General features: G+C 41.6%; 24 protein-coding genes and 1 pseudogene. 11 read left to right on the top strand and 14 right to left on the bottom strand.

Annotated features, from left to right (window positions below; genetic code table 11):
• Positions 1–84: 84 nt before the first annotated feature.
• Together ppc and B554_RS0114510 are read right to left on the bottom strand one after the other, a co-directional pair.
• Positions 85–2,769: a phosphoenolpyruvate carboxylase gene (gene ppc / locus B554_RS0114515; protein ID WP_019458618.1), complete on the bottom strand. Its 2,685-nt coding sequence runs from the start codon at positions 2,767–2,769 to the stop codon at positions 85–87.
• Positions 2,770–2,940: 171 nt separating this feature from the next.
• The gene (locus tag B554_RS0114510) at positions 2,941–3,564 is read right to left on the bottom strand and encodes a TetR/AcrR family transcriptional regulator (RefSeq protein ID WP_025465231.1); all 624 of its coding nucleotides are present in this window, start codon (positions 3,562–3,564) and stop codon (positions 2,941–2,943) included.
• A 149-nt stretch (positions 3,565–3,713) separates the two neighbouring features.
• On the opposite strand from B554_RS0114510, the gene B554_RS0114505 reads away from it, so the two are divergent.
• From B554_RS0114505 to dnaJ, 4 genes are all read left to right on the top strand, one after another.
• Positions 3,714–4,820, top strand: a complete 1,107-nt coding sequence (locus tag B554_RS0114505; RefSeq protein WP_019458616.1) for an efflux RND transporter periplasmic adaptor subunit — start codon at positions 3,714–3,716, stop codon at positions 4,818–4,820.
• Positions 4,817–7,942, top strand: coding sequence for an efflux RND transporter permease subunit (locus B554_RS0114500; protein ID WP_019458615.1), 3,126 nt, complete (start codon positions 4,817–4,819; stop codon positions 7,940–7,942). The genes B554_RS0114505 and B554_RS0114500 overlap by 4 nt, the downstream gene beginning before the upstream one ends.
• 139 nt (positions 7,943–8,081) lie before the next feature.
• On the top strand, positions 8,082–8,459 hold the full coding sequence (locus B554_RS0114495; protein ID WP_004704698.1) for a hypothetical protein: 378 nt from the start codon (positions 8,082–8,084) through the stop codon (positions 8,457–8,459).
• Positions 8,460–8,563: 104 nt separating this feature from the next.
• On the top strand, positions 8,564–9,676 hold the full coding sequence (gene dnaJ, locus B554_RS0114490) for a molecular chaperone DnaJ (RefSeq protein ID WP_004704700.1): 1,113 nt from the start codon (positions 8,564–8,566) through the stop codon (positions 9,674–9,676).
• A gap of 114 nt (positions 9,677–9,790) precedes the next feature.
• Here the strand turns inward: dnaJ and B554_RS0114485 are convergent, their stop codons facing one another.
• Positions 9,791–10,147 carry a hypothetical protein gene (locus tag B554_RS0114485; protein ID WP_019458614.1) on the bottom strand — a complete coding sequence of 119 codons (357 nt, stop codon included), beginning with the start codon at positions 10,145–10,147 and terminating at the stop codon, positions 9,791–9,793.
• Positions 10,148–10,331: 184 nt separating this feature from the next.
• On the opposite strand from B554_RS0114485, the gene dapB reads away from it, so the two are divergent.
• Positions 10,332–11,153: a 4-hydroxy-tetrahydrodipicolinate reductase gene (gene dapB, locus B554_RS0114480; protein WP_019458613.1), complete on the top strand. Its 822-nt coding sequence runs from the start codon at positions 10,332–10,334 to the stop codon at positions 11,151–11,153.
• Positions 11,154–11,204: 51 nt separating this feature from the next.
• Positions 11,205–11,858, top strand: a complete 654-nt coding sequence (locus tag B554_RS0114475) for an START domain-containing protein (protein WP_004704705.1) — start codon at positions 11,205–11,207, stop codon at positions 11,856–11,858.
• Between the two features lie 40 nt (positions 11,859–11,898).
• Here the strand turns inward: B554_RS0114475 and B554_RS0114470 are convergent, their stop codons facing one another.
• Positions 11,899–13,089, bottom strand: coding sequence for an MFS transporter (locus B554_RS0114470; RefSeq protein WP_019458612.1), 1,191 nt, complete (start codon positions 13,087–13,089; stop codon positions 11,899–11,901).
• A 4-nt stretch (positions 13,090–13,093) separates the two neighbouring features.
• Positions 13,094–13,897 carry a 2,5-didehydrogluconate reductase DkgB gene (gene dkgB, locus B554_RS0114465; protein ID WP_019458611.1) on the bottom strand — a complete coding sequence of 268 codons (804 nt, stop codon included), beginning with the start codon at positions 13,895–13,897 and terminating at the stop codon, positions 13,094–13,096.
• A gap of 120 nt (positions 13,898–14,017) precedes the next feature.
• On the opposite strand from dkgB, the gene B554_RS0114460 reads away from it, so the two are divergent.
• Positions 14,018–14,920 (top strand): LysR family transcriptional regulator, encoded by a 903-nt coding sequence (locus tag B554_RS0114460; RefSeq protein WP_004704708.1) that lies wholly within the window; start codon positions 14,018–14,020, stop codon positions 14,918–14,920.
• Here the strand turns inward: B554_RS0114460 and B554_RS0114455 are convergent.
• Positions 14,904–15,278, bottom strand: coding sequence for a hypothetical protein (locus B554_RS0114455; protein ID WP_019458610.1), 375 nt, complete (start codon positions 15,276–15,278; stop codon positions 14,904–14,906). The genes B554_RS0114460 and B554_RS0114455 overlap by 17 nt on opposite strands.
• Before the next feature lie 90 nt (positions 15,279–15,368).
• On the opposite strand from B554_RS0114455, the pseudogene B554_RS0114450 reads away from it, so the two are divergent.
• Positions 15,369–16,794, top strand: a pseudogene (locus B554_RS0114450) (PLP-dependent aminotransferase family protein).
• Positions 16,795–16,796: 2 nt separating this feature from the next.
• On the opposite strand, the gene ahr reads toward B554_RS0114450, so the two are convergent.
• The 8 genes from ahr to B554_RS0114405 all read right to left on the bottom strand — a co-directional run bounded on the left by ahr (position 16,797) and on the right by B554_RS0114405 (position 22,082).
• Positions 16,797–17,825, bottom strand: coding sequence for an NADPH-dependent aldehyde reductase Ahr (ahr, locus tag B554_RS0114445; protein ID WP_019458609.1), 1,029 nt, complete (start codon positions 17,823–17,825; stop codon positions 16,797–16,799).
• 38 nt (positions 17,826–17,863) lie between these two features.
• Entirely contained in the window at positions 17,864–18,424 is a 561-nt protein-coding gene (locus tag B554_RS0114440) for a DNA-3-methyladenine glycosylase I (protein ID WP_019458608.1), read from the bottom strand.
• Positions 18,425–18,454: 30 nt separating this feature from the next.
• Positions 18,455–18,700, bottom strand: coding sequence for a hypothetical protein (locus B554_RS0114435; protein WP_001287364.1), 246 nt, complete (start codon positions 18,698–18,700; stop codon positions 18,455–18,457).
• A 9-nt stretch (positions 18,701–18,709) separates the two neighbouring features.
• Complete coding sequence (locus tag B554_RS0114430) at positions 18,710–19,246, bottom strand: M23 family metallopeptidase (protein ID WP_019458607.1); 537 nt, start codon at positions 19,244–19,246, stop codon at positions 18,710–18,712.
• Positions 19,247–19,293: 47 nt separating this feature from the next.
• Positions 19,294–20,328, bottom strand: coding sequence for an A/G-specific adenine glycosylase (mutY, locus tag B554_RS0114425; protein WP_019458606.1), 1,035 nt, complete (start codon positions 20,326–20,328; stop codon positions 19,294–19,296).
• A 141-nt stretch (positions 20,329–20,469) separates the two neighbouring features.
• Positions 20,470–20,832 carry an HIT family protein gene (locus B554_RS0114415; protein WP_004704723.1) on the bottom strand — a complete coding sequence of 121 codons (363 nt, stop codon included), beginning with the start codon at positions 20,830–20,832 and terminating at the stop codon, positions 20,470–20,472.
• 182 nt (positions 20,833–21,014) lie between these two features.
• Complete coding sequence (locus B554_RS0114410; protein WP_019458605.1) at positions 21,015–21,752, bottom strand: dienelactone hydrolase family protein; 738 nt, start codon at positions 21,750–21,752, stop codon at positions 21,015–21,017.
• Between the two features lie 171 nt (positions 21,753–21,923).
• Positions 21,924–22,082 carry a DUF1328 domain-containing protein gene (locus tag B554_RS0114405; protein WP_002053759.1) on the bottom strand — a complete coding sequence of 53 codons (159 nt, stop codon included), beginning with the start codon at positions 22,080–22,082 and terminating at the stop codon, positions 21,924–21,926.
• Between the two features lie 193 nt (positions 22,083–22,275).
• On the opposite strand from B554_RS0114405, the gene B554_RS0114400 reads away from it, so the two are divergent.
• From B554_RS0114400 to B554_RS0114390, 3 genes are all read left to right on the top strand, one after another.
• Positions 22,276–22,734, top strand: coding sequence for a YcgN family cysteine cluster protein (locus B554_RS0114400; protein WP_019458604.1), 459 nt, complete (start codon positions 22,276–22,278; stop codon positions 22,732–22,734).
• 111 nt (positions 22,735–22,845) lie between these two features.
• Positions 22,846–24,015 carry a PQQ-dependent sugar dehydrogenase gene (locus B554_RS0114395; RefSeq protein WP_193760138.1) on the top strand — a complete coding sequence of 390 codons (1,170 nt, stop codon included), beginning with the start codon at positions 22,846–22,848 and terminating at the stop codon, positions 24,013–24,015.
• 105 nt (positions 24,016–24,120) lie between these two features.
• On the top strand, positions 24,121–25,386 hold the full coding sequence (locus tag B554_RS0114390) for a replication-associated recombination protein A (RefSeq protein WP_004704731.1): 1,266 nt from the start codon (positions 24,121–24,123) through the stop codon (positions 25,384–25,386).
• The last annotated feature ends 15 nt before the right edge of the window (positions 25,387–25,401 follow it).

Genomic DNA, 25,401 nt, shown 5'->3' with positions numbered 1-25,401 from the left:
AAATTTATGAAAAATGGGGAACTTTGCAAGTAAAAAGCAGCACATCTGTGATGTGCTGCTTTGTCAAACGATTGGTAAAAAAGCTTAACCCGTATTGCGTAAACCAGCAGCAATACCCGCAATACTGACCATCAGTGCATGGTCAACGGGGGTATTCTCTGCCTGACGCTCCGCTAGGTAATCGCGGCGGCGTTTCATGAGTTCAGCCTGTAAAAGATGCAAAGGAAGTAAGTATGGTTTGCGAACCTGCATAGATTGATCAAGAACATCATTATTGCTAAGAAGTTTTGACTCATCTTTTAAGGTTAATAAAGTTTGTACAGCATCTTTTAGGCGCTGACGTAACTGGTTGCCGAGTACTTTTAAATCTTCATCTTCAGTTAAATGAGATTCGTAGTAGAGTGCAATGTTGGCATCGGCTTTAGACAATACCATTTCCAACATATCAATGAGCGTTTGGAAATAAGGCCATTGCTGAAGCATTTCATCAAGTGTTGCTTTTTGCTGATCGGCAATTACTTCATTAATGGCAGCACCTGTACCTAACCATGCAGGTAACATCAAACGGATTTGAGTCCATGCAAATACCCATGGGATGGCTCGTAAAGACTCGATGCCGCCACTCACTTTACGTTTTGCTGGACGCGAGCCTAGAGGCAACATTTGTAATTCAAGCTCAGGCGTGACAGTACGTAAATACTTCACAAAATGTGGATTTTCACGAACTGTTTGACGATAAACCTTCACAGAATGATCTGTCATACGGTTCATGAGTTCACGCCATTCTGCTTTAGGCTCTGGTGGTGGCAACAGTGTCGCTTCAAGTGTTGCTGCGGTATAGATTTCAAGGTTTTGCATTGCAATACCTTCTAGACCGAATTTGAAGCGGATCATTTCACCTTGTTCTGTCACACGAATTGCGCCAGAGATTGAACCTGGTGGTTGTGAGAATAGTGCCTGTTGGGTTGGGGCACCACCACGGCTAATTGAGCCGCCACGACCGTGGAATAGGGTCAACTGTACGCCGTGTGTACGAGCAATAGCAGTCAGTTCTTCTTGAGCACGATATTGCGCCCAGTTGGCAGACATAAAGCCAGCATCTTTTGCGGAGTCGGAGTAACCGATCATCACTTCGTGTTTACCCTGAATATGCTGTTTATACCAATGCATATTGAACAGCGTATTCATGGTTGTTGCAGCGCCATCTAAATCTTTTAGAGTTTCAAACAGAGGCACCACGCGTAAAGGATGCTGAATACCTGCTTCTTTTTGCAATAACAATACCGCCAAAACATCACTTGGATATTCAGCCATCGAAATAATATAGGCACCTAAAGACTCAGGCGGTTGGTCTGCCAAAGTACGCATGGTTGCAAATACTTCTTGGACATCTGGGTGGCCGATTAAACTCCCTTCCGGTTCATTAATATATTTCGGTAGAAGTGGGCGTTTGCTTTGGAGTTCCTGAATGAGGAAGTTTTGGCGTGCTTGCTCAGTCCATGACTCAAAATTACCTAAACCTAAATATTCGGTAATGGCTGAAATGGCTTGGCGATGACGACCTGATTCTTGGCGAATATCAAGTTTAAGTAATTCAATACCAAAACAGTTCACACGGTAGATAAAGTCGAGAAGTTGACCATTTGCAATTTCAGGAAGGTTACTGTCAATTAAAGAGCGATAGCACAGCAATAATGGTTGTAACAGCTCATCTTTGCTTTTAATGACATTGCTGTCATCTGCTTCTAAACCTTGTAGACGCTGTGCTAACCAGTGGCGAGTTGCTTTTAAGCGTTCGCGTGTAGCACGTAAATACTCACGATAAGGTTCTGCATGTTGGCTACCAATCGTTTGAATCATTTCTTCGGAACACGTCTGAATTGAAAGTTCCCAACGTAAGTTTTCAATATCTCTGAGGTAAAGGTCAGCAGCTTGCCAGCGTGATAACCACAACACTTCTTGAGTGATTTGATGAGTAACGTTCGGGTTACCATCACGGTCTCCACCCATCCAAGATGCAAAGCGCACTGGCGCAATATTGAGTGGTAAGTTTTGTTGGCAATTGTCTTGAACCAACTCATTCAATTCACGAATGAATTTAGGTACGGCATTCCAAAGCGTTTGCTCAATGGTTGCAAAGCCCCATTTTGCCTCATCGACAGGAGTCGGGCGGTGCTGACGAATTTCATCTGTTTGCCAAGCCGAACTAATTTGCTGTTTTAAGTTCGCAAGTGCGTTTTGGCGTTCACGTGGAGTAAGCTTTTGCTGATCAAGCTGTGAAAGACAAGCGTTGATATCGTCATATTTTTGAATGAGGGTACGACGGCTGACTTCGGTTGGGTGCGCCGTAAGTACCAGTTCAATATTTAAATCACAAATTTGCTGAAATAGTTTTTCTGTCGAAATACTTTTGTCTTTAAATTTTTGAAATAAGTGAACAAGTGGATTTGGAGAATTAGCCTCCGAATCAAATTCTGCCTGTCTGCGGCTACGCACGACATGGTATTGCTCGGCAATATTGGCAAAATTGAGGAAGTGAGAAAAAGCGCGGGTGAGAGGTAATAGCTCTTCATCGGGCAGTTCTAAAAATAATTGTTCTAATTGCTTTTCGGCTTCAGCTTGACCATCACGTGCACCTTTAGCAAGTGCACGGATTTGCTCGATCTGATTAAACAGTTCCTGTCCTGCATGTTGTTTTAGGGTTTCACCTAACAAATTGCCAAGTAAGCGGACATCCTCACGCAGTGGCGCATCGATTTGCTGAACCATGCTATTTTTCTCCTGTTCTTATTCTTATCGAATATAGCGCGATTAACAAACATTCCAAGCTTTGAGCGTAAGAAAATGTGAATTTTTGCTTAAAAAATAACATTTAATTCGTTTATAGCGACTTAAAAGATGACATGCACTCAGTGCAACTTTCGGCAATCGGACTTTGGTTTAATTCCGATATTTAAGCAGGAATAAATGAATTGCATCTTGAATAATCTGGTCTAACTCTTGCGCATTCGGTACAGCAATAATCCTAAGTAGAACTTTATGGTGACGTACACCAAGCAACAAAGTTAAAAGAAGCTCTGTTTGATAAACGGGATCATCGGCCTGAATAAAACCTAGCTCAGCTGCTTTTTGGAAGAACGCGGCTAACAGATTTTGAAGTCGGGTATGGGATGCCGTGAAAAATTGTTCAGCTAAAGGGCTCTGTTCTGCTGCGAGTTCAAATAACACATGTTCAAGCTTTAATGCTTCAGGTGAATAAATAATCTGCAAGGCACGCGAACACACCATATACAGTGTTTGATAAAAATCTGCCGATGCATCTAATTCAAATGGTTTAGTGCCTAGAGTCTCTTCGCAAGTTTCGGTAATCGCGCAGATAAACAGGTTTGCCTTGTCTTGAAAGTGGTTATAAACCGTGAGTTTAGTAACTCCGGCTTCCTGTGCAATCTGGTTCATGCTGGTCCCGTGATAACCAGATTTTAAAAAAATAGCTTTAGCGGCTTGTAAGATACGAGCACGCTTTTCCAGATCTTTAGGACGACCACTTTGATTAACTATTTGCACAAAACCCTCTAATAAAAGTTTAAAAAAATAGATATTTATAAGTTTTTCTTTAATTAATGTACCCATGGGTATATTAATTAAAAAACAAACAAACTATGATGCAAGCATATTGTGCCTTAAAAAACCAGTTTGAATAAGAGCGATAAGATATGAATCTGTTAAAACCTCTCATCATGAGTATGGTGATTGTTTGCACGGTCACATTAATGGGGTGTAGTAAAGAGGCTCCCAAAACAGAAGAAATACCCTATGTGATGGTGACGCAGCCTTCGACCACACTAAACGAATTAAAAAGCTATGCAGGAGATGTACAGGCTCGACAACAAACTGCCTTGGCATTTCGGGTGGGTGGACAAGTTACGGCTCGCTATGTCGATGTCGGCGACCGAGTTAAAGTTGGACAAGTATTAGCAAAGCTCGATGTAGCAGATGCTCAGCTACAATTAAATGCTGCCAAAGCTCAATTACAAAATGCACAGGCAGCAGCGAAAACAGCATCAGATGAACTTAAACGTTTTCAACAATTATTACCTGTCAATGCAGTAAGCCGTTCACAATTTGATACGGTCAAAAATCAGTACGACGCGGCTCAAGCAGCGTTACAACAAGCCCGCTCTAACTATGAAGTTTCTGCAAACCAAACTGGTTATAACCAACTCATTTCTAATAAAAACGGGGTGATTACAGCGCGTAATATTGAAATTGGACAAGTCGTTTCAGCAGGTCAAGCAGCTTATCAATTGGCGATTGATGGTGAGCGTGAAGTGGTCATTGGTGTACCTGAACAAGCAGTTGCCGAGATTAAAGTTGGTCAAGCGGCTTGGATTACTTTGTGGTCGAAACCGAATGACCGATTTGCCGGATATGTACGCGAAGTTTCTCCTGCGGCTGATCAGTCTCGTACCTTTACAGTTAAGGTAGCTCTCAAAGAAGGCCAATCTGCTATTCAGCTTGGACAAAGTGCTCGCGTATTTTTTAGCTCGACTCAAACTAATGTCATGAGTGTTCCTCTTTCGAGTGTTTCAGCTACAGATAATCAAGCTTATGTATGGGTAGTCAATGCCAACCAAACTTTACGTAAAGTACCTGTAACCGTTGGGGCATATGGCAGAGATAGTGTGCCTGTGTTAACTGGTTTAACACCAAATGATTGGGTTGTGATTGGTGGGGTTCATTTGCTACGCGATAAGCAGAAGATTCATCCGATTGACCGTGAAAACCGTGCGGTGAAAATTCAGGGGGCAACGAAGCCATGAAATTCAATCTCTCGGAATGGGCACTGAATAATAAAGGCATTGTCCTTTATTTCATGCTGTTGCTTGGCATTATCGGTGCAATCTCTTATTCAAAACTATCACAAAGTGAAGATCCGCCTTTTACCTTTAAAGTGATGGTCGTCAAAACCTACTGGCCTGGAGCGACTGCCAAAGAAGTTTCAACGTTGGTAACTGATCGCATTGAAAAGGAACTGATGACCACAGGGCAGTATGAAAAGATTATGGCCTACTCCCGCCCGGGTGAGTCTATGGTTACTTTCTTTGCCAAGGATTCATTGAAGTCGGCACAGATTCCTGATGTTTGGTACAACGTTCGTAAAAAGGTCAATGACATTCGCACTGAACTCCCAAGCGGTGTACAAGGCCCTTTTTTCAATGATGAGTTCGGTGATACTTTCGGTAATATTTATGTACTGACAGGCAAGGACTTTGACTATGCACTTTTGAAAGAATATGCCGATCGTTTGCAATTACAGCTGCAACGCGTCAAGGATGTTAGCAAAGTCGAATTGGTTGGCTTACAAGACCAAAAAATCTGGATTGAGATTTCAAACACTAAAGCAGTTCAGCTCGGTATTCCTCTCTCTGCAATTCAAGAAGCCTTACAAAAGCAAAATAGTATGGCAAGCGCTGGCTTCTTTGAAACCGGTACGGATCGTATTCAAATTCGGGTAAGTGGACATTTACAGAGCGTTGATGAAATTAAGAAAACGCCTTTACTGGTAGGCAACAAAACCATTCAACTTGGTGATGTCGCTGATGTTTACCGCGGTTTTAGTCAACCTGCTCAACCTCGTATGCGTTTCATGGGTGAAAATGGTATTGGCCTTGCCGTATCAATGCGTAAGGGCGGTGACATTATTGCCTTGGGTAAAAATCTGGAAACGGAATTTGCCCAACTGCAAAAGACTCTACCTTTAGGTATGAAACTGCAGAAGGTGTCTGATCAACCAGTAGCTGTGCAACGCAGTATTCATGAGTTTGTGAAAGTACTTGCTGAAGCAGTCATTATTGTTTTGTTAGTGAGCTTTTTCTCTTTAGGTTTCCGTACAGGTTTAGTGGTCGCTTTTTCCATTCCTTTGGTTTTAGCAATGACTTTTGCCGGCATGAATGTATTCGATGTCGGACTACATAAGATTTCTCTGGGTGCTCTGATTTTGGCTTTAGGCTTACTGGTCGATGACGCGATTATTGCGGTCGAGATGATGGCAATTAAGATGGAGCAGGGCTATAGCCGAATTAAGGCCGCTGGATTTGCGTGGAAAACCACAGCATTTCCAATGCTGACAGGGACACTCATTACGGCAGCGGGCTTTTTACCTATTGCTACGGCACAGTCTAGTACAGGTGAATACACGCGTTCGATCTTTCAGGTAGTGACCATTGCCTTATTGGTGTCTTGGGTTGCCGCAGTTTTATTTGTGCCTTATTTGGGTGAAAAACTACTGCCTGATTTTACTAAGACAGGACATCAAGCACCTTGGTATGTTCGTTTATGGGCAAGATTAACGAAAAAACCGCAAGCACAAACTATCGAGATTTCACAGGACCATCATTACGATCCTTATCAGTCTAGTTTCTATTTACGTTTTAGGAAAATGGTCGAGTTTTGCGTGACCTATCGTAAAACTGTAATTGCAACGACAGTCGGGATATTCGTGCTCTCTGTGCTGATGTTTAAAATGGTTCCTCAGCAATTTTTCCCACCTTCAAACCGTACCGAGATTTTAGTCGATTTAAAACTTGAAGAAGGGGCTTCATTAACCGCTACAGAACAAGCGGTGAAAAAGGTTGAACAGTTTCTGTCTAAACAAAAAGGTATTGATAACTATGTGGCTTATGTGGGTACAGGTTCACCGCGTTTTTATTTACCGTTAGACCAGCAATTGCCACAGGCTAGTTTTGCACAATTTGTGGTTTTAGCGACCTCACTTGATGACCGTGATGAAATTCGTCGCTCTTTAGAAACCCAAATTAAACAGCTGCTTCCACAAGTTCGTACTCGTGTGTCATTACTAGAAAATGGTCCACCTGTGGGTTATCCATTGCAGTATCGTGTGTCAGGTGAAGATCTCAATTTGGTACGTAAAGAGGCTCAGCAGGTTGCGAAGGTCATTAGTGAAAACCCGAATACCACCAATGTGCATTTGGACTGGGGTGAGCCAAGTAAGATTATTGCAATTCAGATTGATCAAGACCGTGCTCGACAAATGGGTGTCTCTAGTGTGGACTTGGCGAACTTCCTGAACGCTTCAATTACAGGCAGTGCAATTGAACAGTATCGTGAAAAGCGTGAACTCATTGAAATCCGTTTACGTGGAGATCAAGCTGAGCGTGTTGAAGTCGCTTCACTGGCAAGTTTAGCAGTCCCAACAGCCAATGGAACGACAGTACCGTTAGCCCAGATTGCGAAAATTGAATATAAGTTTGAGGATGGCCTGATCTGGCATCGTAACCGTTTACCAACGATTACTGTGCGTGCAGATATTCGTACCAAATTGCAGCCAGCGACTGTTGTGGGCGAGTTAGCCGAATCAATGGACAAGTTACGCGCTGAATTACCAAGTGGTTATCTGATTGAAGTGGGTGGAACTGTCGAAGAGTCGGCACGTGGGCAAAGTTCAGTTAATGCGGGTATGCCACTGTTTTTAGCGGTTGTGATGACATTACTGATGATTCAGCTTAAGAGTCTGTCTCGGGCAACGATTGTGTTCTTGACTGCGCCATTAGGTTTAATCGGTGTTGTTCTGTTCTTACTTCTGTTTAATAAACCATTTGGTTTTGTGGCCATGCTAGGAACGATTGCCTTGTCCGGTATGATTATGCGTAACTCGCTCATTTTGATTGATCAGATTGAACAAGATAGGCAAGCAGGGCATCCAACATGGGAAGCGATTATTGATGCAACAGTACGTCGTTTCCGTCCAATTATTCTGACAGCTTTAGCAGCTGTGTTAGCGATGATTCCACTTTCGCGGAGTATTTTCTTCGGTCCAATGGCTGTTGCAATTATGGGCGGACTGATTGTAGCGACCATGCTGACATTATTTTTCCTACCTGCATTGTATGCTGCGTGGTTTAAGGTGAAAAAAACCGCATAAAATACATAATTTTTTTGTGAATAAAGGTGCGAAATATTGAAAACTCCAATATAGTAGCACCTGTCTTTACACAAAAAATACAGGATTACTTCGCTGCATAAAAAATAGGCATAGTGCAGCGAATTGAGGTGAAATACAGATGGGGCAAGACCATATCGAACAGCATCGCCGTTATATTGTAATTTCTTATGCGTTCATGTTTCTTGCATTGTTTACGGTTATTTTCGCGGCCTTTGCTTATCTGGTCGCTCGTAAAGTAGCTGTTGTGGATAATGCTGAAGTTTGGATTCATGCCCATGCGCTCTGGATTATGCGCAATGGTATTCTATTCCTCTTCATGTCAGTTTTTGCTGTTGTTTGGTTTATTCCTCTCTTCTTTTTTGCATGGAACAGCAATCTTTGGGTAACGGCATCAACAGTTGCTGGTGTTGTTTTTAGTGCTATTGCTTGGTTGTTTTTATTAAATGCATGGTTAAAAGGCTTGTCTAAATATTTAAAAAATAAGGCAGTTTTTTAATATATCTATTTTTTAAACATTTTCCCCTTGTAAATTCGGCTAAAGCCCCCCATTTAGTCGGCAATAGAGTATTGATAAAATTTCCGTGAGGAGCACCGCCAAACATGGCTAAACGTGATTATTATGAGGTTTTAGGCGTTTCAAAAACCGCAAGTGATGATGAGATCAAAAAAGCCTATCGTAAATTGGCGATGAAATATCATCCTGACAGAAACCCTGACAATGCCGAAGCAGAAGAAAAGTTTAAAGAAGCTTCTGAAGCTTATGAGATTTTATCCGACAGCGAAAAGCGCAGCATGTATGACCGTATGGGACATAATGCATTTGAAGGCGGCTTTGGTGGCGCTGGTGGTGGCTTTGGCGGTTTTAGTGCAGAAGATATTTTCAGCCAGTTCGGTGATATCTTTGGTGGAGCGTTTGGTGGCGGCGGACGTCAGCAACGCCAACGTCGCGGTTCAGACTTACGCTATGTCATGGAACTTACCCTTGAAGAAGCTGTAAAAGGGGTTAAGAAAACAATTACCTTTACTGCTCCGGCACCATGTGATGTGTGTGATGGTAAAGGTTCTCAAAATCCAAAAGATGTAGAAACCTGTAAAACTTGTCATGGTTCAGGACAAGTACGTATGCAGCAAGGTTTCTTCTCTGTACAACAAACTTGTGGCACATGTCGTGGCCAAGGCAAAATTATTAAAAATCCATGCCATGCATGTCATGGTTCAGGCGTAGCTGATCGCCAGCAAACATTAGAAGTTACTATTCCAGCGGGTGTCGACAATGGCGACCGCGTTCGTTTAAGTGGTAAAGGTGAGGCTATCCGTGATGGTCAAGCGGGTGACTTATACGTTGAAGTGGTTGTTCGTGAACACGAAATTTTCCAACGTGATGGCGCCGATTTATATATGGACGTACCAGTAAGCATTGCTGATGCTGCACTTGGTAAAGAAATTGAAATCCCGACTTTAGAAGGTCGCGTTAGCTTGAAGATTCCTGAGGGAACTCAAACAGGTAAATTATTCCGTTTACGTGGCAAGGGTGTTCGCCCTGTACGTAGCAGCATGGTGGGTGATTTACTTTGCCGTATCGTCATAGAAACACCAGTCAACTTAACGTCTCGTCAACGTGAATTACTCAAAGAATTACAAGCATCTTTCGATGGTGAAGACAGTGCTTCTTCACCAAAGAAAAAATCATTCTTTGATCGTTTATTCGATTAATGCTTGATTAGATCGTAAATTAAAAAGAAGGCGGATATTGATAAAATATCCGCCTTTTTATTGCGCTGATTCATCTTATTATTTTTATTCTGCTTAAAAGAAAATTACGTCTGCTTACTCTGTAGGGTGAGCAACATCGATGTCGTCAACACTTACAATAAGTTCGCTTGATGCAACTGGAGCTACTACAGCAGCTTGAGTTACTGGTTTTACAGCTACTTTTACTGTTTCTACATCGGCAGTTTTTTCTTCAATGATTGGGTCAATATCTTCAACTTTGACTTCAGCAGTGGTATTGCTTGCTATGCTTGTTTGAGCTGTAGGTATCGCCGCTTTCGTATTTACGTTCGTAGTAATGCGTGCTTTAGATAAGCTTTCTAGTGTGTCCCCTGGTTGGATTGCAGGCTCTGCAAATGCCATTGAACTCATCATCCCCATAACAGCTATTAAGCCCATAATTTTCGAATGCATGCTGAACTCCTTATAGTCATCTTTTTTTCATTCGTGGCTCGGTAGTGTGCAGATCAATTCTTTAACTTTTGTGAAAACTGATTAAATTTCGGTTCATCTTAAAAAATATTTTTTACTTTTTATTGTGAGCAAAGAGTTTTGATATAGTAAGCCAATTACGTAAAACACAAGATTGGGAAGGATTATGTCAGCAGCTCCACGCATTGGTATTTTGGGCGCAGGTGGCCGTATGGGTCGCACACTTATTCAGGCAGTTCAACAAGCAGGTTATCAATTGGCTGCAGCAGTAGAACGTCCAGAGAGTAGTTTGGTCGGCACTGATGCTGGTGAACTTGCAGGAATTGGCTCAGTGGGGGTAAAGGTTTCAGGAAGTTTGGCAGAAGTTCTTAAAGACTGTGATGTCATCATTGATTTTACTGCACCGGTTGCAACTGCTCAGCATTTAAAGCTATGCCGTGAAGCTGGGGTAGCCATGGTGATTGGAACAACAGGTATGTCCGATGAACAAAAAGCTGAGCTTGATGAAACGGCAACACATACACCTGTAGTATATGCGGCGAACTACTCTGTTGGCGTAAATGTATCAATCAAGTTACTTGAGCTTGCAGCAAAAGTATTTGGCGATACAGTAGATATTGAAGTGATTGAGGCTCACCATCGTCATAAAGTAGATGCACCATCTGGTACAGCATTAATGATGGGTGAAGCGATTGCTGATACTTTAGGCCGTAACTTAAAAGAAGTTGCTGTTTATGGTCGTGAAGGGCATACCGGTCCACGTGACCGCCAAACTATTGGTTTTGAAACCATCCGTGGTGGCGATATTGTAGGTGAACACACTGTTATGTTTATTGGTGAAGGTGAGCGCGTTGAAATCACTCACAAAGCCACTAACCGTATGAACTTTGCTGCAGGTGCAGTACGAGCTGCTGCATGGGTTGTAGGTCGTGAAGCGCGTAAATACGACATGAAAGATGTTTTAGGGTTGAACGAGGTACAGGTGTAAGCCATCTGTACACGTCCTACATATGGCGAGAAAAACAAGATAGAGCAGAACATGAATAAAAAACAAATTGCTTTGACCACTCTTCTTTGCTTAAGCAGCCTCTATGCAGGGGCTGCCTCTACAGACAAGGCGAAACTCAGCCTTGACCGTAATCATATTAAAGTGTGGACCTATCAAAAGGCTGATAACCCCGTCTTTCAGTACAAAGCTGAAACAACATTTGATGTACCCATTGAGCGTGCGGTGGCGGTGATTTTAGATGTAAATCGCGCAGCGCAGTGGGTGCCTTATATGGGTAAAGTTGAAATGCTTTCTCAGGATGAGAAGAAGGGCGAATTTACATTATATATGGTGTTGGATTTTCCTTTTCCGCTAAAAGACCGCGATGTTGTGGTGAAAGGGAAAATGAGTAAAGCCGCTAATGGCACTATTACGATTAAGAACACAGCGATTAATAGTAATTATCCGATTCAGCCCGATGTGGTTCGTTTAACTCGTTATGAAGGTGAATGGACATTCCAGAAACTAGCGAATAACAAAGTTAAAGTAACCACGAGTGGTTATGCTGACCCAGCAGGTTCAATTCCTTTAAGCTTTGTAAATATGTTTGTTCAGCAGCAACCATATCAGATGCTGCTTAAAATGAAGCGGGAAGTAATGAACCCGATTTATGAGCAACCTAAATTGCCCGATATTTTAAAATAATAAGCAATAAAAAAGCGCCTGAGATGAGGCGCTTTTTTTATTAGTCGGAACATTGCTGCAAACTTTGTGCAGAGCTGCTTTCGCGTTTGATTTGAAATAAAACTAACAACAAACCTAACCCAGCCAGTAATGCACCAGCAAATGATACTGCGTTATAACCCAAACCTAAATCGAGTACTACCGCACCTGCTGCCGCACCGACTGCGTTACCTAGATTAAACGCACCGATATTTACAGAAGAGGCAAGTCCTGGTGCTTCATGAGCAACTGACATTACACGCATTTGTAATGGCGGTACTAAAGCAAAGGTTGCTGCACCCCAGATTACTAAGGCAATGGCTGCTCCAGCCTGACTTTGTGCAAGCACTGGGAAAGTCACCATCATGACAATCAACAGAATGAAAAAACCGATTAGAGTTTTGTTGATGGACAAGTCTGCAAAACGACCACCTAAATGGTTACCAATTGAGAAACCAACACCAATTAATACCAACATGAACGTAATGAAGGTCGGTGAAGCATGGGTAAACTCAGTCAAACTTGGCGCAATATAGGTATATAGCGTAAACATTGCACCCGCACTAAGCACTGTGGTGAGTAGAGCCAGTACTACAGGAGTACGTGTTAATACTTTTAACTCAGCTTTCACATTTGGTTTTTGGGCAACCATACCTTGTGGCAGTGCCTTCCATAAAGCGAGCATGGTAATCACACCAAGCAATGAGATTGCAAGGAAAGACATACGCCAGCCAATATTTTGTCCAACCCATGTTGCCAACGGTACACCACCAATATTAGCAATGGTTAAACCCATAAACATGGTGGCGACAGCACTGGCTTGTTTATGTGCGGGTACAATACTCGCTGCTACAACAGAACCAATCCCAAAGAAGGCGCCGTGGTTAAGGCTAGTAATGAGACGTGCACCTAATAAACTCATATAGCTTGGGGCAAATGCTGCAAGCAGGTTCCCGACCGTAAAGATCGCCATCAGGAAGATAAGCGCATTACGTCGTGCAAAACCACCAAACCACAGGGTCATGAACGGGGCACCTAGCATGACGCCAAGTGCATAGCCCGTAATTAACATTCCGGCTGTTGGAATTGAAATACCTAAATCATGAGCGATATTCGGAAGTAATCCCATTGGTGAGAATTCCGTGGTGCCAATGGCAAAGGCACCAATTGCCAATGCCAATAACGAGAACGCCGTATTTGATTGAGTGTTCATGAGTTTAGTCCCAAACTGGTGCCCATGGCTCTGGGCTAACTTCACGACTGTTACGATCAAGTTCGGCAATCATTTGCATTTCAGCTGGAGTTAACTCGATATCCTGTGCTTTTAAGTTGCTAATCAGGTTTTCACGTTTAGTCGAAGATGGAATAACTGCAAAACCACGTTGCAATGCCCATGCAAGTGCAATTTGTGCTGTCGTTGCTTTATGCGCTGCTGCAATTTCAGTTAAAACAGGGTCTTGAAGCACTTTGCCATATGCCAGTGTCATGTAGGAAGTGACATCTATGTTCTTGTCTTGTAAGAAATTTACAAGTTTATAGTTTTGAAGATAAGGGCTTAACTCGATTTGGTTGGTTGCAATATGCTCTAAACCGATTGTGTCAATGGCTTGTTGAGTAAGCTCAATATTGAAGTTTGAAATACCAATTTGTTTGGTAAGACCTTGTTGTTTCGCTTCAAGTAAAAGCTGCATAATTTCAGGAATAGAAACCCCTAAGTCCGGTGCTGGCCAGTGAATCAAAGTAAGATCAACATGGTCAGTACGAAGTTTTTGTAAGCTCTCTTTTAAACTCGGAATAAACTTATCTTGCGCAAAATTATCTACCCAGATTTTTGTGGTTAGAAATAAGTCCTGACGCGCTACACCACTTTCAGCAATGGTTTGTCCAATCGCAGCTTCATTTTCATAGATTTGAGCTGTATCAATTACACGGTAACCTACTTCTAAAGCTGTTTTAACAGAATCAATCACCGCTTGTTCTTTAAGGCGATAAGTTCCTAAACCAAAACGTGGGATATTCATGTGTTCACCTAAATTTAAATAATTGTTTAACTTGAGGTGCATTTTGCTTGGATTATTGTTGCGAAAAAATAGATGAATAAGCAAAATATCTTTGATGATTAGTCAATAATAGAATAAGTCATGAAATCAACAATTGAAGAACTGGTTGCCTTTATCACAATTGTTGATACAGGTTCCTTTGTAGCCGCAGCAGAACACTTAAAACAAACGCCTTCAGGAATGAGTCGCTCTCTTACACGTTTAGAAGCAAAGTTAGGCGTGACTTTATTAGAGCGAACAACACGTAAGTTGAAACTCACACAAGAAGGGCAGCAGTTTCTGATAAAGGCTCGTAAAATTTTAAATGAGCTGAATGCTGCCGAAGAAGATTTGCAAAAGTCTGATCAGGGTACCGCGGGACTGATTCGTATTGATTCTGCAACGCCGTTTGTTTTGCACGTGATTGCACCATTAATGCATAAGTTTCGTAAGTGCTATCCCGACATTGAAATCGAAATAAATAGTAATGATCAGGTGATTGATCTATTACAACATAAGACCGATGTGGCATTTCGATTTGGGGAACTCAATGATTCGAGTCTTCATGCCAAGTTAGTGTGCAAGAGCCGTTTATATATTGTGGCAAGTCCAGAATATTTGGCGATCAAAGGTACACCGACTCAACCTGAACAACTTGAGCATCATGATTTGATTGGTTTTACCAGACCTGATTATATTAATAACTGGCCGATTAAAGTCGGAGATGAATATTTTTTCGCACAAGCACACATTAAAGCTTCAAGTGGTGAGACTGTGCGTCAGCTTACGGTTAGAGGACATGGTATTGCACGGCTATCTGAATTTGAAATTTGGAAAGATATTCAAGAGGGACGATTGACCGCGTTATTTGAAGATCAAATAGAACATCAATATCAAAGCATCCATGCTGTCTATTATCAACAAGAGCATCTACCAAAACGAATCCGTTTATTCATTGAGTTTTTGGCAGATCAATTAAAAGATGGTTTTAAAACCTGTCTCTAAACTTACCATAAGCATCACTTGGAAAATGAACTTCTAAAATAGGAGTCGTTTGTCCTTGTGATGAATGTTGAGATAAGAAATAGCTTTGTTGCTGTTCTCGACAACTAAAATATAAGTTTGAATAAACCGAATTTACCATGACAACTTCGTTTGAGTTATTACGTTTGTATTGATAATGAGAAATTGTATTGGCTTTATCATCAGTGCGCTGCTCTAGTTTGTAGTCTTGTTGGTTGGTCATTTTTAAATAACCTTCAATTAAACTCTGGCAAACCGTATGTCTGTGCTGTTCAGTTTTGGGTTGTGACTGGCAACCTGTCAAAATAATGGTAAACAATAATATAGCTTTTAATTTCATTATCTTACTACTCTTGGAGTTGATTTCTATAGCCTAAAGGTGTTCTATAAAGCAGTACAGATACAGAAATTTTTAAAAAAGCAGCACAGAATGACTTTTCAATATCAGGTTCTTGCCAATCAATTAGCACATCGTATTTACCAAGATGAGCTTAAACCTCATCAGAAACTTATTTCCTTACGAGATTTTGCCCGTCAGCACAGCATTAGTTTAAGTACAGCAAAAAGTTGTTATGAGTTACTTGAGGCGAGGGGGCTTATTTATGTAAAGCCAAAGTCAGGTTATTTTGTGGTTGCTCGTACCCAATCTAGTCCTATTCCAGATAGTCCAGATTTCTTATCTTTGCCGCGACAAGTCTCCAATCTGGAGTTACATAACCAAATTCAGGAGGCTGCCTTACAAAGTCATCTTGTACCATTAGGCTCTATTCAGTTGACACCTCATTTTATTCCTGTTGAGGGTTTACGCCGCTCTATTCAACGCGCTTTAAAAAATTGTCAGCCCCAAGATTTTCTTTATTGTAATAAACAGGGTCATGAGCAGTTAAGAAAAGCACTATCTGATCATTGGCGTGAAGATGGGATTTTTATCGCGGCAGAAGATATTTTTATTACCAATGGCTGCATGCCTGCTTTATCTTTGGTAATTCAACATCTAACAGAAGTAGGCGATAGTATTTTAATTCCGACGCCTACTTTTAATGGACAACTACAGCTTATAGCCAGTTTAAAACGACAGATTATTGAAATTCCAGCGCATCATCGTGGTATCGATCTTGAGCGCTTAGAATCATTTATGAAGCAGGGTTTAGCTAAAGTTTGCTTAATGACAGCCAACTATCAGAACCCATTGGGATACTGTTTAAGTAATGCAGAAAAACAAAAGATTGCCGAATTAGCAGCAAAGTATCAGTGCTTTATTATCGAAGATGATATTTATGGAGAGTGTGGCTACAGTGATGAGCGACCATTACCTATTCGCTATTGGGACCGTGAAGGCTATGTAATTTGGTGTGGATCGGTTTCTAAGTCATTATCGAGTGCATATCGCGTAGGGTGGTTCTGTTTAAGCGCGAAGCTACAGCATTTAAGGCTTGAGCTGGTAGCCAGTAATATTGGGGTTAATACACCGCTACAATTAGGCCTAGCTGATTTTATTTATAGTCGTGCTTACAGGGAGCACTTAGAGCAGTTAAGACCGAATTTGATGCGGCAAGTCGAGGAGTATCGTAGTTGTATTTTAAATGCCTTTGAAGGTGTTCCAATTGCACTGAGCCAACCAGAAGGGGGGTTATGCCTTATGGATACAGTTACCTAAAACTGTAGATAGTTTGGCGCTCTATTACACTGCAAAATCTCACGGAATTACCGTAGTTCCCGGACATGTTTTTGGTGAGGATGAACGCTATCGGCATTTTATTCGATTAAATGCAGGTCATGAGTTAACAGTAGATGTCCGCCAAGCGATTAAACACTTGGCGAACTGGTCACGACAACAGATGAAAACCGTAAGTTAGTTTTATTCTGCGAAGTCTGCTTTAAGCACAATTCGGTAACGTGCTTGACCTGAGTGTAGACGTTCAATTGCTTCATTGAGCTGTGACATTGGAAACAGCTCAATTTGAGGCGCAATTTTTTTGCGTGCAGCAAACTTTAAAAGCTGACGTAGTGCAGCAGGTGAGCCTGTAGGTGAACCAGTCACTGACTTAGCACCACCAATAAGAGAGCCAACAGAAACAGGAACAGGCTCAAGCGTAAGACCTAAGAAATGTAAGGTTCCGTTTGGTGCCAGTGTTGCAATAAAAGCAGACCAATTTAGAGTCACATTCACGGTACTCAGCAATAAATCGAATTTACCTTTTTGAGCTTTTACTGCGTTGGTATCGCGGCTATTGACGACATGGTCGGCTCCCATTGCTTTAAGCTCTTCTGTTTTGTCTGGGTTAGAACTAAATGCCGTGATTTCACACCCCCAACCTTTAAGGAGCTTAATCGCCATATGACCTAAACCGCCAATGCCAATCACACCCACATGATGGGTTGCCTGAATCTTGTGTTTGAGGAGTGGATCAAAAACGGTAATTCCGCCACAAAGTAGAGGACCTGCACTTTCTGGGTCTAAATCTTCAGGGAGGGGAATAGCCCATTGCCAGCCAGCACGAACTTTATCGGCAAAACCACCAGCATGCCCGACGATTGTTGCAACATTTTTGCCCGTACAAAGTACTTGCTGACCACCAATACATTCATCACACGATTGGCAACTTTCAGCTGTCCAGCCGATACCGACACGTTGCCCGATTTGTAGACCTTTGGCTTCTGAACCCAAAGCTACAATTCTTCCAATAATTTCATGACCTGCAACCACAGGGTAGACAGTCGAGCGCCATTCATTATTCAGAACTGAAATATCAGAATGACATAAACCACAGTATTCAACTTTTACTTCAACCTGATGCGGCTGTAATTCACCTGCGTCAAATTGGTAAGGAACTAGTTTTTCACCTGCTTGCATTGCAGCATAGGCCTGAATCGTATTGTTGCTCATCGGAAACTCCTTAAGCGGATTTGAACCGTTCTGGTGGGTTATGAAGCTTTAAATTGACAATCGTTTTCATGATCATCGACCATACCTACAGCCTGCATAAACGCATAGCAAGTGGTTGGACCGACAAATTTAAAACCATTCTTTTTAAGGGTCTTGGAAAGTTTTACACTGAGTTCAGTCTGTGCAGGAGCCTGACGGTAGTCTGCAACATCATTGTTTTGTGGAGCCGCATCTACAAACTGCCAAAGCCATGTCGGTACATCACCAATTTGTGCTTTTAGTGCTTGCCAAGCAATCGCATTATCACGAATAGCTTTGAGTTTACCCAAGTGACGAATTAAGCCTGCATCGGATAATTTTAGTTCTAAAAAATCATCTGTGAATGAAGCAATTTCTGCAATCGGATGATTAAAAAAATGCTGACGGTAGCTTTCTCTTTTTTTTAGTACGGTAATCCATGATAAGCCAGCTTGCTGACCTTCGAGGCAAAGCATTTCAAATAACCGTGCTTCGTCGTGTTCTGGCTTACCCCATTCTTCATCATGATAGGCAATATATAGGGGATCGTCGGAACACCATCCGCAACGTTGAGTTTTCATGATAATGCTCCTTATATTTATCTTAGAATTTTAAAGTTTAAATAACACCCATTCATTTGGGCGAGTATCCCAATAATACAGTTCAGCTTGAGTTAAGTCTTCAAACTTTAGCCAAAAGTCTTTGCCTACTTTATCTGAAAAACCGGTACTGATTAGCAGGGCATCATCACTGATTTCCATGATCCAGCCTTGATAGCTATTGCCATTTAAAATGATCTTTTGCTGGTTGCCCGACTCGGCAAACTCTACTAAGCGATTGATCAGCGCTTCCGACATAAAATGTTCCTAGCGTAAATATGAATAAGGGTTAACGGCACCACGTCCTTTACCATCTAGATAAAGACCATAGTGGAGATGAGGTGAAGTATAACGTGCATTGCCCGTGTTGCCGACATATCCAATTAAATCGCCTTTTTTGACATAGTCACCTACATTTAGGCCACGTTTATGACCGTCAAGATGAGCATAATAATGCCATGTTCCTGCTGGACCTAAAATCCAGATGACTTTGCCTCCGAGGTTATTATTACGAAGATCAGCAACGAGTCCTTCGGTTGTGCTATACACTTTGGTTCCACGTGGAGCCAAAATATCAATTCCTTCATGGCTACGGCCTTGACTACGAGCAGCTCCCCAAGTGTCTTTTAGTTCATCTCGATCGACACCTTTTACAGGTACAGGTAGTCGATTTGGAAGCTGCATACTTTTGAGCTTACTGACTTGAGTGGGGGAAAGTGGTGTAGGTCTTTTAGGTGCACTGGCACAAGCTGCCAATAGAATAATGAGAAAACCAAGTGAGAGATGAGAAACAAAACGTCGCACGAAATACTCCCTGTCATAGTTATATCAAAATTATTTTGACCACTATGTCATGAACGGCTAGTCGAGATCAATTTTTTCATTGCAGTTGGTACACCTTTGGAAATTGCTTGTTCTGGAGTCAACCATTGGCCTTTAAGTTCAATCGCCAGATGTTCTTTTTGATCAGGTTCCACGTGGAACGTGTGAGCATTAAGTAGCCATGTGAAATGAGTGAAGCTATGACTAATCTGAAAAGTTTGTGCTTGAGGCTGTAATTTAAATTGCTGGCTTATGCTCAGTCGTTCATGTTCATTTTCTAAAATAGGTAAACAGAATAAACCGCCCCATAGACCATGGGCTTGGCGCTGTTGCCAGAACCATTCATCTTCACACTGAATAATAAGAACGTCTGCCGTTTTAACAGGCGGAGTTTTTTTGGGTTTTTTAAAAGGTAGTTCTTGTTCTAAACCTTGTTGGTAGGCCTGACAATGAGTTTGCATTGGGCAATATAAACACAGCGGTTTTTTAGGCGTACAGATAGTTGCACCTAAGTCCATTATGGCTTGAGTATAGTCATGATTACGATGCGTAGGACAAAGCTCTTCAGCGAGTTTCCACATTTCACGTTCATGCTGCGGCTTACTTAAGTCATCTTCAATAGCGAAGAAACGCGCTAGAACACGTTTCACATTGCCGTCCATAATCACACCGTACTGACGCAAACCTAAAGACATAAGTGCGCCTGCTGTAGAGCGTCCAATGCCGGGTAGAGCAATCCATTCTTCTAGGGTTTCAGGAAATTTACCTTGTTGTGCTACAAGGCCAGCGGCTTTATGCAAATTGCGAGCACGAGCGTAATAGCCAAGGCCAGCCCAATAAGGAGCGACATCATCCCAAGTTGCATGACCTAAAGCTTCTACCGTTGGAAAGCGCTCCATGAAGCGGTCAAAATATTGCAGAACTGTTTTTACCTGAGTCTGCTGTAGCATAATTTCAGAAACCCAAACCTTGTATGGATCATCTGCAACTTGCCAAGGCAAATCGTGACGACCATGTTGATCGAACCAGTTTAAGAGGGCATCAGAAAAAGAAAATTCAGGCATGAACAGCTATAGAAGAAAAGTAAGGGCTAAATTATAGCTGAAATTGGAGAGAAGTTTTGTTTAAAGCAAGCAACCAGAACGAGCCTGTTAAAACAGAGATCACTTGAAAATAAGTGGTCTCTGCTTCAAGCATAAAGAGAATTAATCCTCTTTTACTCCCCAACGTTGATCAAGTTTCAACGGTTGGTTTTTGTAGTATGGAATGACATGAATGTGGAAATGGTCAGAGCTTTGGCCAAACACTTCACCATCATTAAAGCCGATATGAAAACCAGCAGGCTGATGACGAAGCTGGGTTTCGTGGCGGGCAATTTCAAGAAGTGTAAGTAAGCTTTCATGCTCTTTAGAGGTAATGTCAAAAAACGAGCTTACATGGCGCAGTGGAGTCACTACACAGTGGCCTTTAGACAACGGATTTGGGTCAGGTAAAATTACAGCAAATTCATTCTTATCAATGATGTCATATTCATCAAATTCGCAATACGGACATTTCTTGTCAGCCATTGTTGTATCCTCTCATGTTATTCCATTAAACCCCGAGTGCGGGAAATAAGACTAGGCTTTGCTCTAGCTCAACGGGAGTATAGTTATTGAAGTATGGTTTAAAAAATACAGTAAAAATATTGCAAAGTCATAAACATTTAAGGGAGCAAATGCAAAAAACATTTGCTCCAAATTTGCTTCTTTTATTTTAAAGTACGTTCTAACAAAGCGTACATTTTAGCAAGGCCTTGTTTCTCCGCTTCGCTGTTGTAGCCAAGGTCTACACCATTCGCTTTCGCTTTTTCATCTGCAAGCGGGTTACTAAAGCCATGTTTAGCACCTTTTAAAACCACTACCTCATGTTTAACTTCAGCAGCTTGCATCTCTTTTTCAAAATTAGCAACATCTTCTAAGGTGACCATGCTGTCTTGTTCACCATGTAGAACTAAAACCTCACCTTGAATGTTGCCTTTTTGAGCAGGTGCTTTCGGTGCTAATGTAGCATGGAATGTCACAACTGCTTTAAGTGGTGCACCTGAGCGCGCAAGGTCTAATACAACTTTACCACCATAGCAAAAGCCAATTGCAGCCAGTTTTTCACTATTTACTTCTGGTTGTGCAGCAAGTGTCTGAAGTGCTGCATTGGCACGATCAGTTACCGTGTCTAACTCTTCAAATGTCTGCATCATCCATTCATATGCTTGAGCTGCGGTTGATGTGACTTTTTTATCGCCATACATGTCAATCGCAAGAGCCGCATAGCCGTGTTCAGCAAGTTCACGTGCGCGTTGTTCAGTATATTCATTACGGCCCCACCATTCAGGACCAATAATAATACCTGGTACAGGTGTTTCACTTTCTGGAGCTGCAAAATAACCAATTAAATGGCTGCCGTCTGGTGCAGTATATTGAATTTCACGGGTTTTAATTGCTGTACTCATGACATTAATCCTGAAATTAAACTTGGTTTAAACACGCTTGATTAAAGCATAAAAAATTAAAATTCATATTAATAACTATGTAAAAATCTACGTCAAAAGAAAAAGATAGAAACATTTAGGCAATAAAAAAGAAGGAAACAAGTTCCTTCTTTTTATGTAGTCATGATTGAATTAGGTTCGGCCTCGCGAAATAAAACCAATAACTGCGAGAATTACAGCCACAACCAATAAAATCACGGCAAAGTCTTTAGATAACCCTGCAACACCACCAAACCCTAATAGACTGGCAATGAGTGCAATCACTGCAAAAATTATTGCCCAACGGAACATAATGTTGTCCTCCTTATTTTTCATTGTGTTTTTACTATATAGTGGCTTTTTTGCACGGAATGTGTCGTTTATGTGGTTGAAATGTATATTAAACAATCATTTTGTGATGCTAAAAATACAGTTTCTTTCCTTAAGCACACTGCCTTCAATGCTATAATCTGACTTTGCTTTATGTATACAGCTGTTAAAACCTATGTCTACCGAGACCTCACTTCGTCCATTATTTTGGAAAAATTACACGCTAGAGCAGCTTACTCAGGCTGAGTGGGAAGCTTTGTGCGATGGGTGTGGTTTATGCTGCTTGGTCAAGCTAGAAGATGAAGATACTCATGAGGTTGCTTACACCAAGGTAGCGTGTAAATTGCTTGATTGTGGTACAGGGCGTTGCTCAGACTATTCAAATCGTCAGCAGCAAGTGCCTGACTGTTTACAGTTGACGCCAGAAAGCTTAAAAACAATTCACTGGTTACCTTCAAGTTGTGCATATAAACGTTTGAATGAGGGTAAAAATTTACCTTCTTGGCATTATTTAAATACGGGTACGAGACAAAGCGTAGTTAAGGCGAAAAAGTCTGTTGCAGGGCGTTGTATTCCTGAAACTGATGTACATGAAGATGATCTTGAAGATTATGTGGTACGTTGGGTGCGTTAATACGCTCCCAATGGACATTTTTAATTACAGCGTATAATAAAGTAACATTTTAATCGTAAAGTTTTTAACCATCTCCGTTATATAAAAATAAAAGCGAAGGAGATAAAAATGATGAAACGACTAGCAGCCCCCTTATTATGTAGTAGCTTTTTCTTGTTAATGGCTTGTGGTTCTAAAAATACCAACTCAAAAAATCCAGAACAAAATACAACTGCAAAAACAGAGCAAACTAGTGCTGCCAAACAAATTTATCAGGTCGAGACAGTCGCACATTTTAATGAACCTTGGGCGATTATCAGTTTGCCAGACCATCGTTTATTAGTCACTGAGCGACAAGGTAAGTTAAAACTTTTTAACCCCCAAAATAAACAAATGTTAGATGTTCAAGGTGTTCCAGCAGTGAACTATGGCGGACAGGGTGGTTTGGGCGATGTTATTTTACATCCTGACTTTGCCAAAAATCATTGGATATATCTCAGTTATGCAGCTAAAGGGCAAGGCGGATCTGGTGCAGTGATTTCACGTGCGAAATTAGACTTATCTAACCCTAATCAGCCAAAACTTATAGAGGTGAAACAGATTTGGCAGCAGGTGCCTAAAGTCTCAGGACAAGGCCATTATGGACATCGTATGCTCTTTGATGCAGATGGTAAGCTTTGGGTCAGTTCAGGTGAGCGCCAAAAGTTTGATCCTGCCCAAGACATGAAGAGTAATTTGGGCAAAGTCTTGCGTTTAAATGAGGATGGTTCAGCAGCCGTAGGTAATCCTTTTTATAAACAAGGTGGGGTTACTGCGGAAATATGGTCACTTGGACACCGTAACCCCTTAGGTATGGCTTTTGACCGCAAAGGACAACTCTGGGTGGTTGAAATGGGGCCTAAAGGTGGTGATGAGCTTAATATTATTACCAAAGGTGAAAATTATGGTTATCCAATTGTCTCAAATGGTGACCACTACTCGGGTGAGCCTATTCCAGACCACCATACTCGCCCTGAATTTAAAGCACCTAAGATTGATTGGACACCTGTCATTTCACCGTCGAGCCTAATCATTTATCGAGGCCAACAATTTCCTGCATGGCAAAATAAAGCCTTAATTGGTGGGTTATCTTCCAAAGCGATTGTGGTTGTAGATTTAGAGCATAAACCTGTAAAAGAAATACAAAGATTAGAGATTAAGCAACGTATTCGTGGTTTACATGAAGCACAAGACGGTTCAATTTGGGTAATTGAAGATGGCCCGGATGCACGTTTGCTGAAACTCAGTAATAAACCATCTTAATGCTACGAGTTAGCCTGTAAATAAAGAACGCGTCTCATAGATTCAAATTGTAGATTTCTGTGAGACGCAATAGACTATAGTGAAAAGACGATAAAGCTATTTGAGATGTCAGACACCCATATTCCACTTCCTGAACGCCTGCGCCCGAGAGATTTGTCTGAAATTATTGGGCAAGATCATTTGTTAGGTGAACACGCACCACTGCGTCAAATGATTGATCAGGGGCATTTACCTTCTATTATTTTTTGGGGACCGCCAGGTGTTGGTAAAACAACAATTGCTTTGCTTTTGGCGCAAGCAATAGACCGCCCATTTGTGAGTTTGTCTGCTCTGAATACGGGGGTAAAAGAATTACGTGAAGTAATTGCAGAAAGTGGTGATTTACTAACACCTGTGGTTTTTATTGATGAAATTCATCGCTTTAATAAATCACAGCAAGATGCATTACTAGGGGCTGTAGAAAAAGGAAAAATTACCTTAATAGGCGCGACCACTGAAAACCCGTCTTTTGAAGTCAATAGTGCGCTTTTATCTCGTTGTCAGGTCTATACCTTAAACAGTTTAGACAGCGAAGCAATTCAGACGCTACTCAACAATGCTCTCCAAGCCGATAAATTCTTAAAAGAACGTTACATTCATATTGAAGAGTACGATGCCCTTTTGCAGTTTGCAGCAGGCGATGCCCGTAAAGCGCTTAATTTACTAGACTTAATTGCGAGTACTTTTGAGCCAGAAATTGAAAATACCATTACCAATGCTGTGGTGGTAAAAGTTGCCCAGCAAAACATTGCACGTTATGACAAATCGGGTGAGCAGCATTACGACCTCGTGTCTGCATTTATTAAATCGATTCGTGGTAGTGATCCAGATGCAGCTCTGTATTGGATGGCTCGTATGCTTAAAGGCGGAGAAGATCCTGTTTTTATTGCAAGACGTATGTTGATTGCAGCCTCAGAAGACATTGGAAACTCGAATCCAAATGCGCTTTTGCTTGCAGGTGAATGTTTCCGCTCTGTTCAAGCAGTAGGTATGCCTGAAGGTCGAATTATTTTGGGCCAAACCGCGGTTTATTTAGCAACAAGTGCAAAAAGTAATAGTACTTATTTAGCAATTAACAAAGCATTGGAACTTGCCGAGAAAACGGCAAATTTACCAGTGCCTTTACACTTGAGAAATGCACCAACCAAGCTGATGAAACAGCAAGGTTATGGCATCAATTATCTCTATCCTCATGACTACCCGGAGCACTTTGTGTTGCAAGACTATTTGCCACCTGAGTTGAAGGGAACCAAACTCTACGAGTCCGCGAGAAATAAGCGTGAGGTTGAAGGCGAACGCTTACAGCAACGCAGATGGCAGCAGGAACAATAGTTTTATTCAGTCCTG

The organism is Acinetobacter sp. GG2 (assembly GCF_000292385.1).
In the GTDB taxonomy this organism is placed as follows: Bacteria; Pseudomonadota; Gammaproteobacteria; order Pseudomonadales; family Moraxellaceae; genus Acinetobacter; species Acinetobacter seifertii.
Note: the sequence above shows the minus strand (reverse complement) of the source record. Positions and strands in the feature narration are given on the sequence as shown.

Excerpts from the sequence above, each read along its gene's own strand:
- ppc (WP_019458618.1), bottom strand. The coding sequence starts at position 2,769 with ATGGTTCAGCAAATCGATGCGCCACTGCGTGAGGATGTCCGCTTACTT.
- B554_RS0114505 (WP_019458616.1), top strand. The coding sequence starts at position 3,714 with ATGAATCTGTTAAAACCTCTCATCATGAGTATGGTGATTGTTTGCACG.
- B554_RS0114500 (WP_019458615.1), top strand. The coding sequence starts at position 4,817 with ATGAAATTCAATCTCTCGGAATGGGCACTGAATAATAAAGGCATTGTC.
- B554_RS0114495 (WP_004704698.1), top strand. The coding sequence starts at position 8,082 with ATGGGGCAAGACCATATCGAACAGCATCGCCGTTATATTGTAATTTCT.
- dnaJ (WP_004704700.1), top strand. The coding sequence starts at position 8,564 with ATGGCTAAACGTGATTATTATGAGGTTTTAGGCGTTTCAAAAACCGCA.
- B554_RS0114485 (WP_019458614.1), bottom strand. The coding sequence starts at position 10,147 with ATGCATTCGAAAATTATGGGCTTAATAGCTGTTATGGGGATGATGAGT.
- dapB (WP_019458613.1), top strand. The coding sequence starts at position 10,332 with ATGTCAGCAGCTCCACGCATTGGTATTTTGGGCGCAGGTGGCCGTATG.
- B554_RS0114475 (WP_004704705.1), top strand. The coding sequence starts at position 11,205 with ATGAATAAAAAACAAATTGCTTTGACCACTCTTCTTTGCTTAAGCAGC.
- B554_RS0114470 (WP_019458612.1), bottom strand. The coding sequence starts at position 13,089 with ATGAACACTCAATCAAATACGGCGTTCTCGTTATTGGCATTGGCAATT.
- dkgB (WP_019458611.1), bottom strand. The coding sequence starts at position 13,897 with ATGAATATCCCACGTTTTGGTTTAGGAACTTATCGCCTTAAAGAACAA.
- B554_RS0114460 (WP_004704708.1), top strand. The coding sequence starts at position 14,018 with ATGAAATCAACAATTGAAGAACTGGTTGCCTTTATCACAATTGTTGAT.
- B554_RS0114455 (WP_019458610.1), bottom strand. The coding sequence starts at position 15,278 with ATGAAATTAAAAGCTATATTATTGTTTACCATTATTTTGACAGGTTGC.
- ahr (WP_019458609.1), bottom strand. The coding sequence starts at position 17,825 with ATGAGCAACAATACGATTCAGGCCTATGCTGCAATGCAAGCAGGTGAA.
- B554_RS0114440 (WP_019458608.1), bottom strand. The coding sequence starts at position 18,424 with ATGAAAACTCAACGTTGCGGATGGTGTTCCGACGATCCCCTATATATT.
- B554_RS0114435 (WP_001287364.1), bottom strand. The coding sequence starts at position 18,700 with ATGTCGGAAGCGCTGATCAATCGCTTAGTAGAGTTTGCCGAGTCGGGC.
- mutY (WP_019458606.1), bottom strand. The coding sequence starts at position 20,328 with ATGCCTGAATTTTCTTTTTCTGATGCCCTCTTAAACTGGTTCGATCAA.
- B554_RS0114415 (WP_004704723.1), bottom strand. The coding sequence starts at position 20,832 with ATGGCTGACAAGAAATGTCCGTATTGCGAATTTGATGAATATGACATC.
- B554_RS0114410 (WP_019458605.1), bottom strand. The coding sequence starts at position 21,752 with ATGAGTACAGCAATTAAAACCCGTGAAATTCAATATACTGCACCAGAC.
- B554_RS0114405 (WP_002053759.1), bottom strand. The coding sequence starts at position 22,082 with ATGTTCCGTTGGGCAATAATTTTTGCAGTGATTGCACTCATTGCCAGT.
- B554_RS0114400 (WP_019458604.1), top strand. The coding sequence starts at position 22,276 with ATGTCTACCGAGACCTCACTTCGTCCATTATTTTGGAAAAATTACACG.
- B554_RS0114395 (WP_193760138.1), top strand. The coding sequence starts at position 22,846 with ATGAAACGACTAGCAGCCCCCTTATTATGTAGTAGCTTTTTCTTGTTA.
- B554_RS0114390 (WP_004704731.1), top strand. The coding sequence starts at position 24,121 with ATGTCAGACACCCATATTCCACTTCCTGAACGCCTGCGCCCGAGAGAT.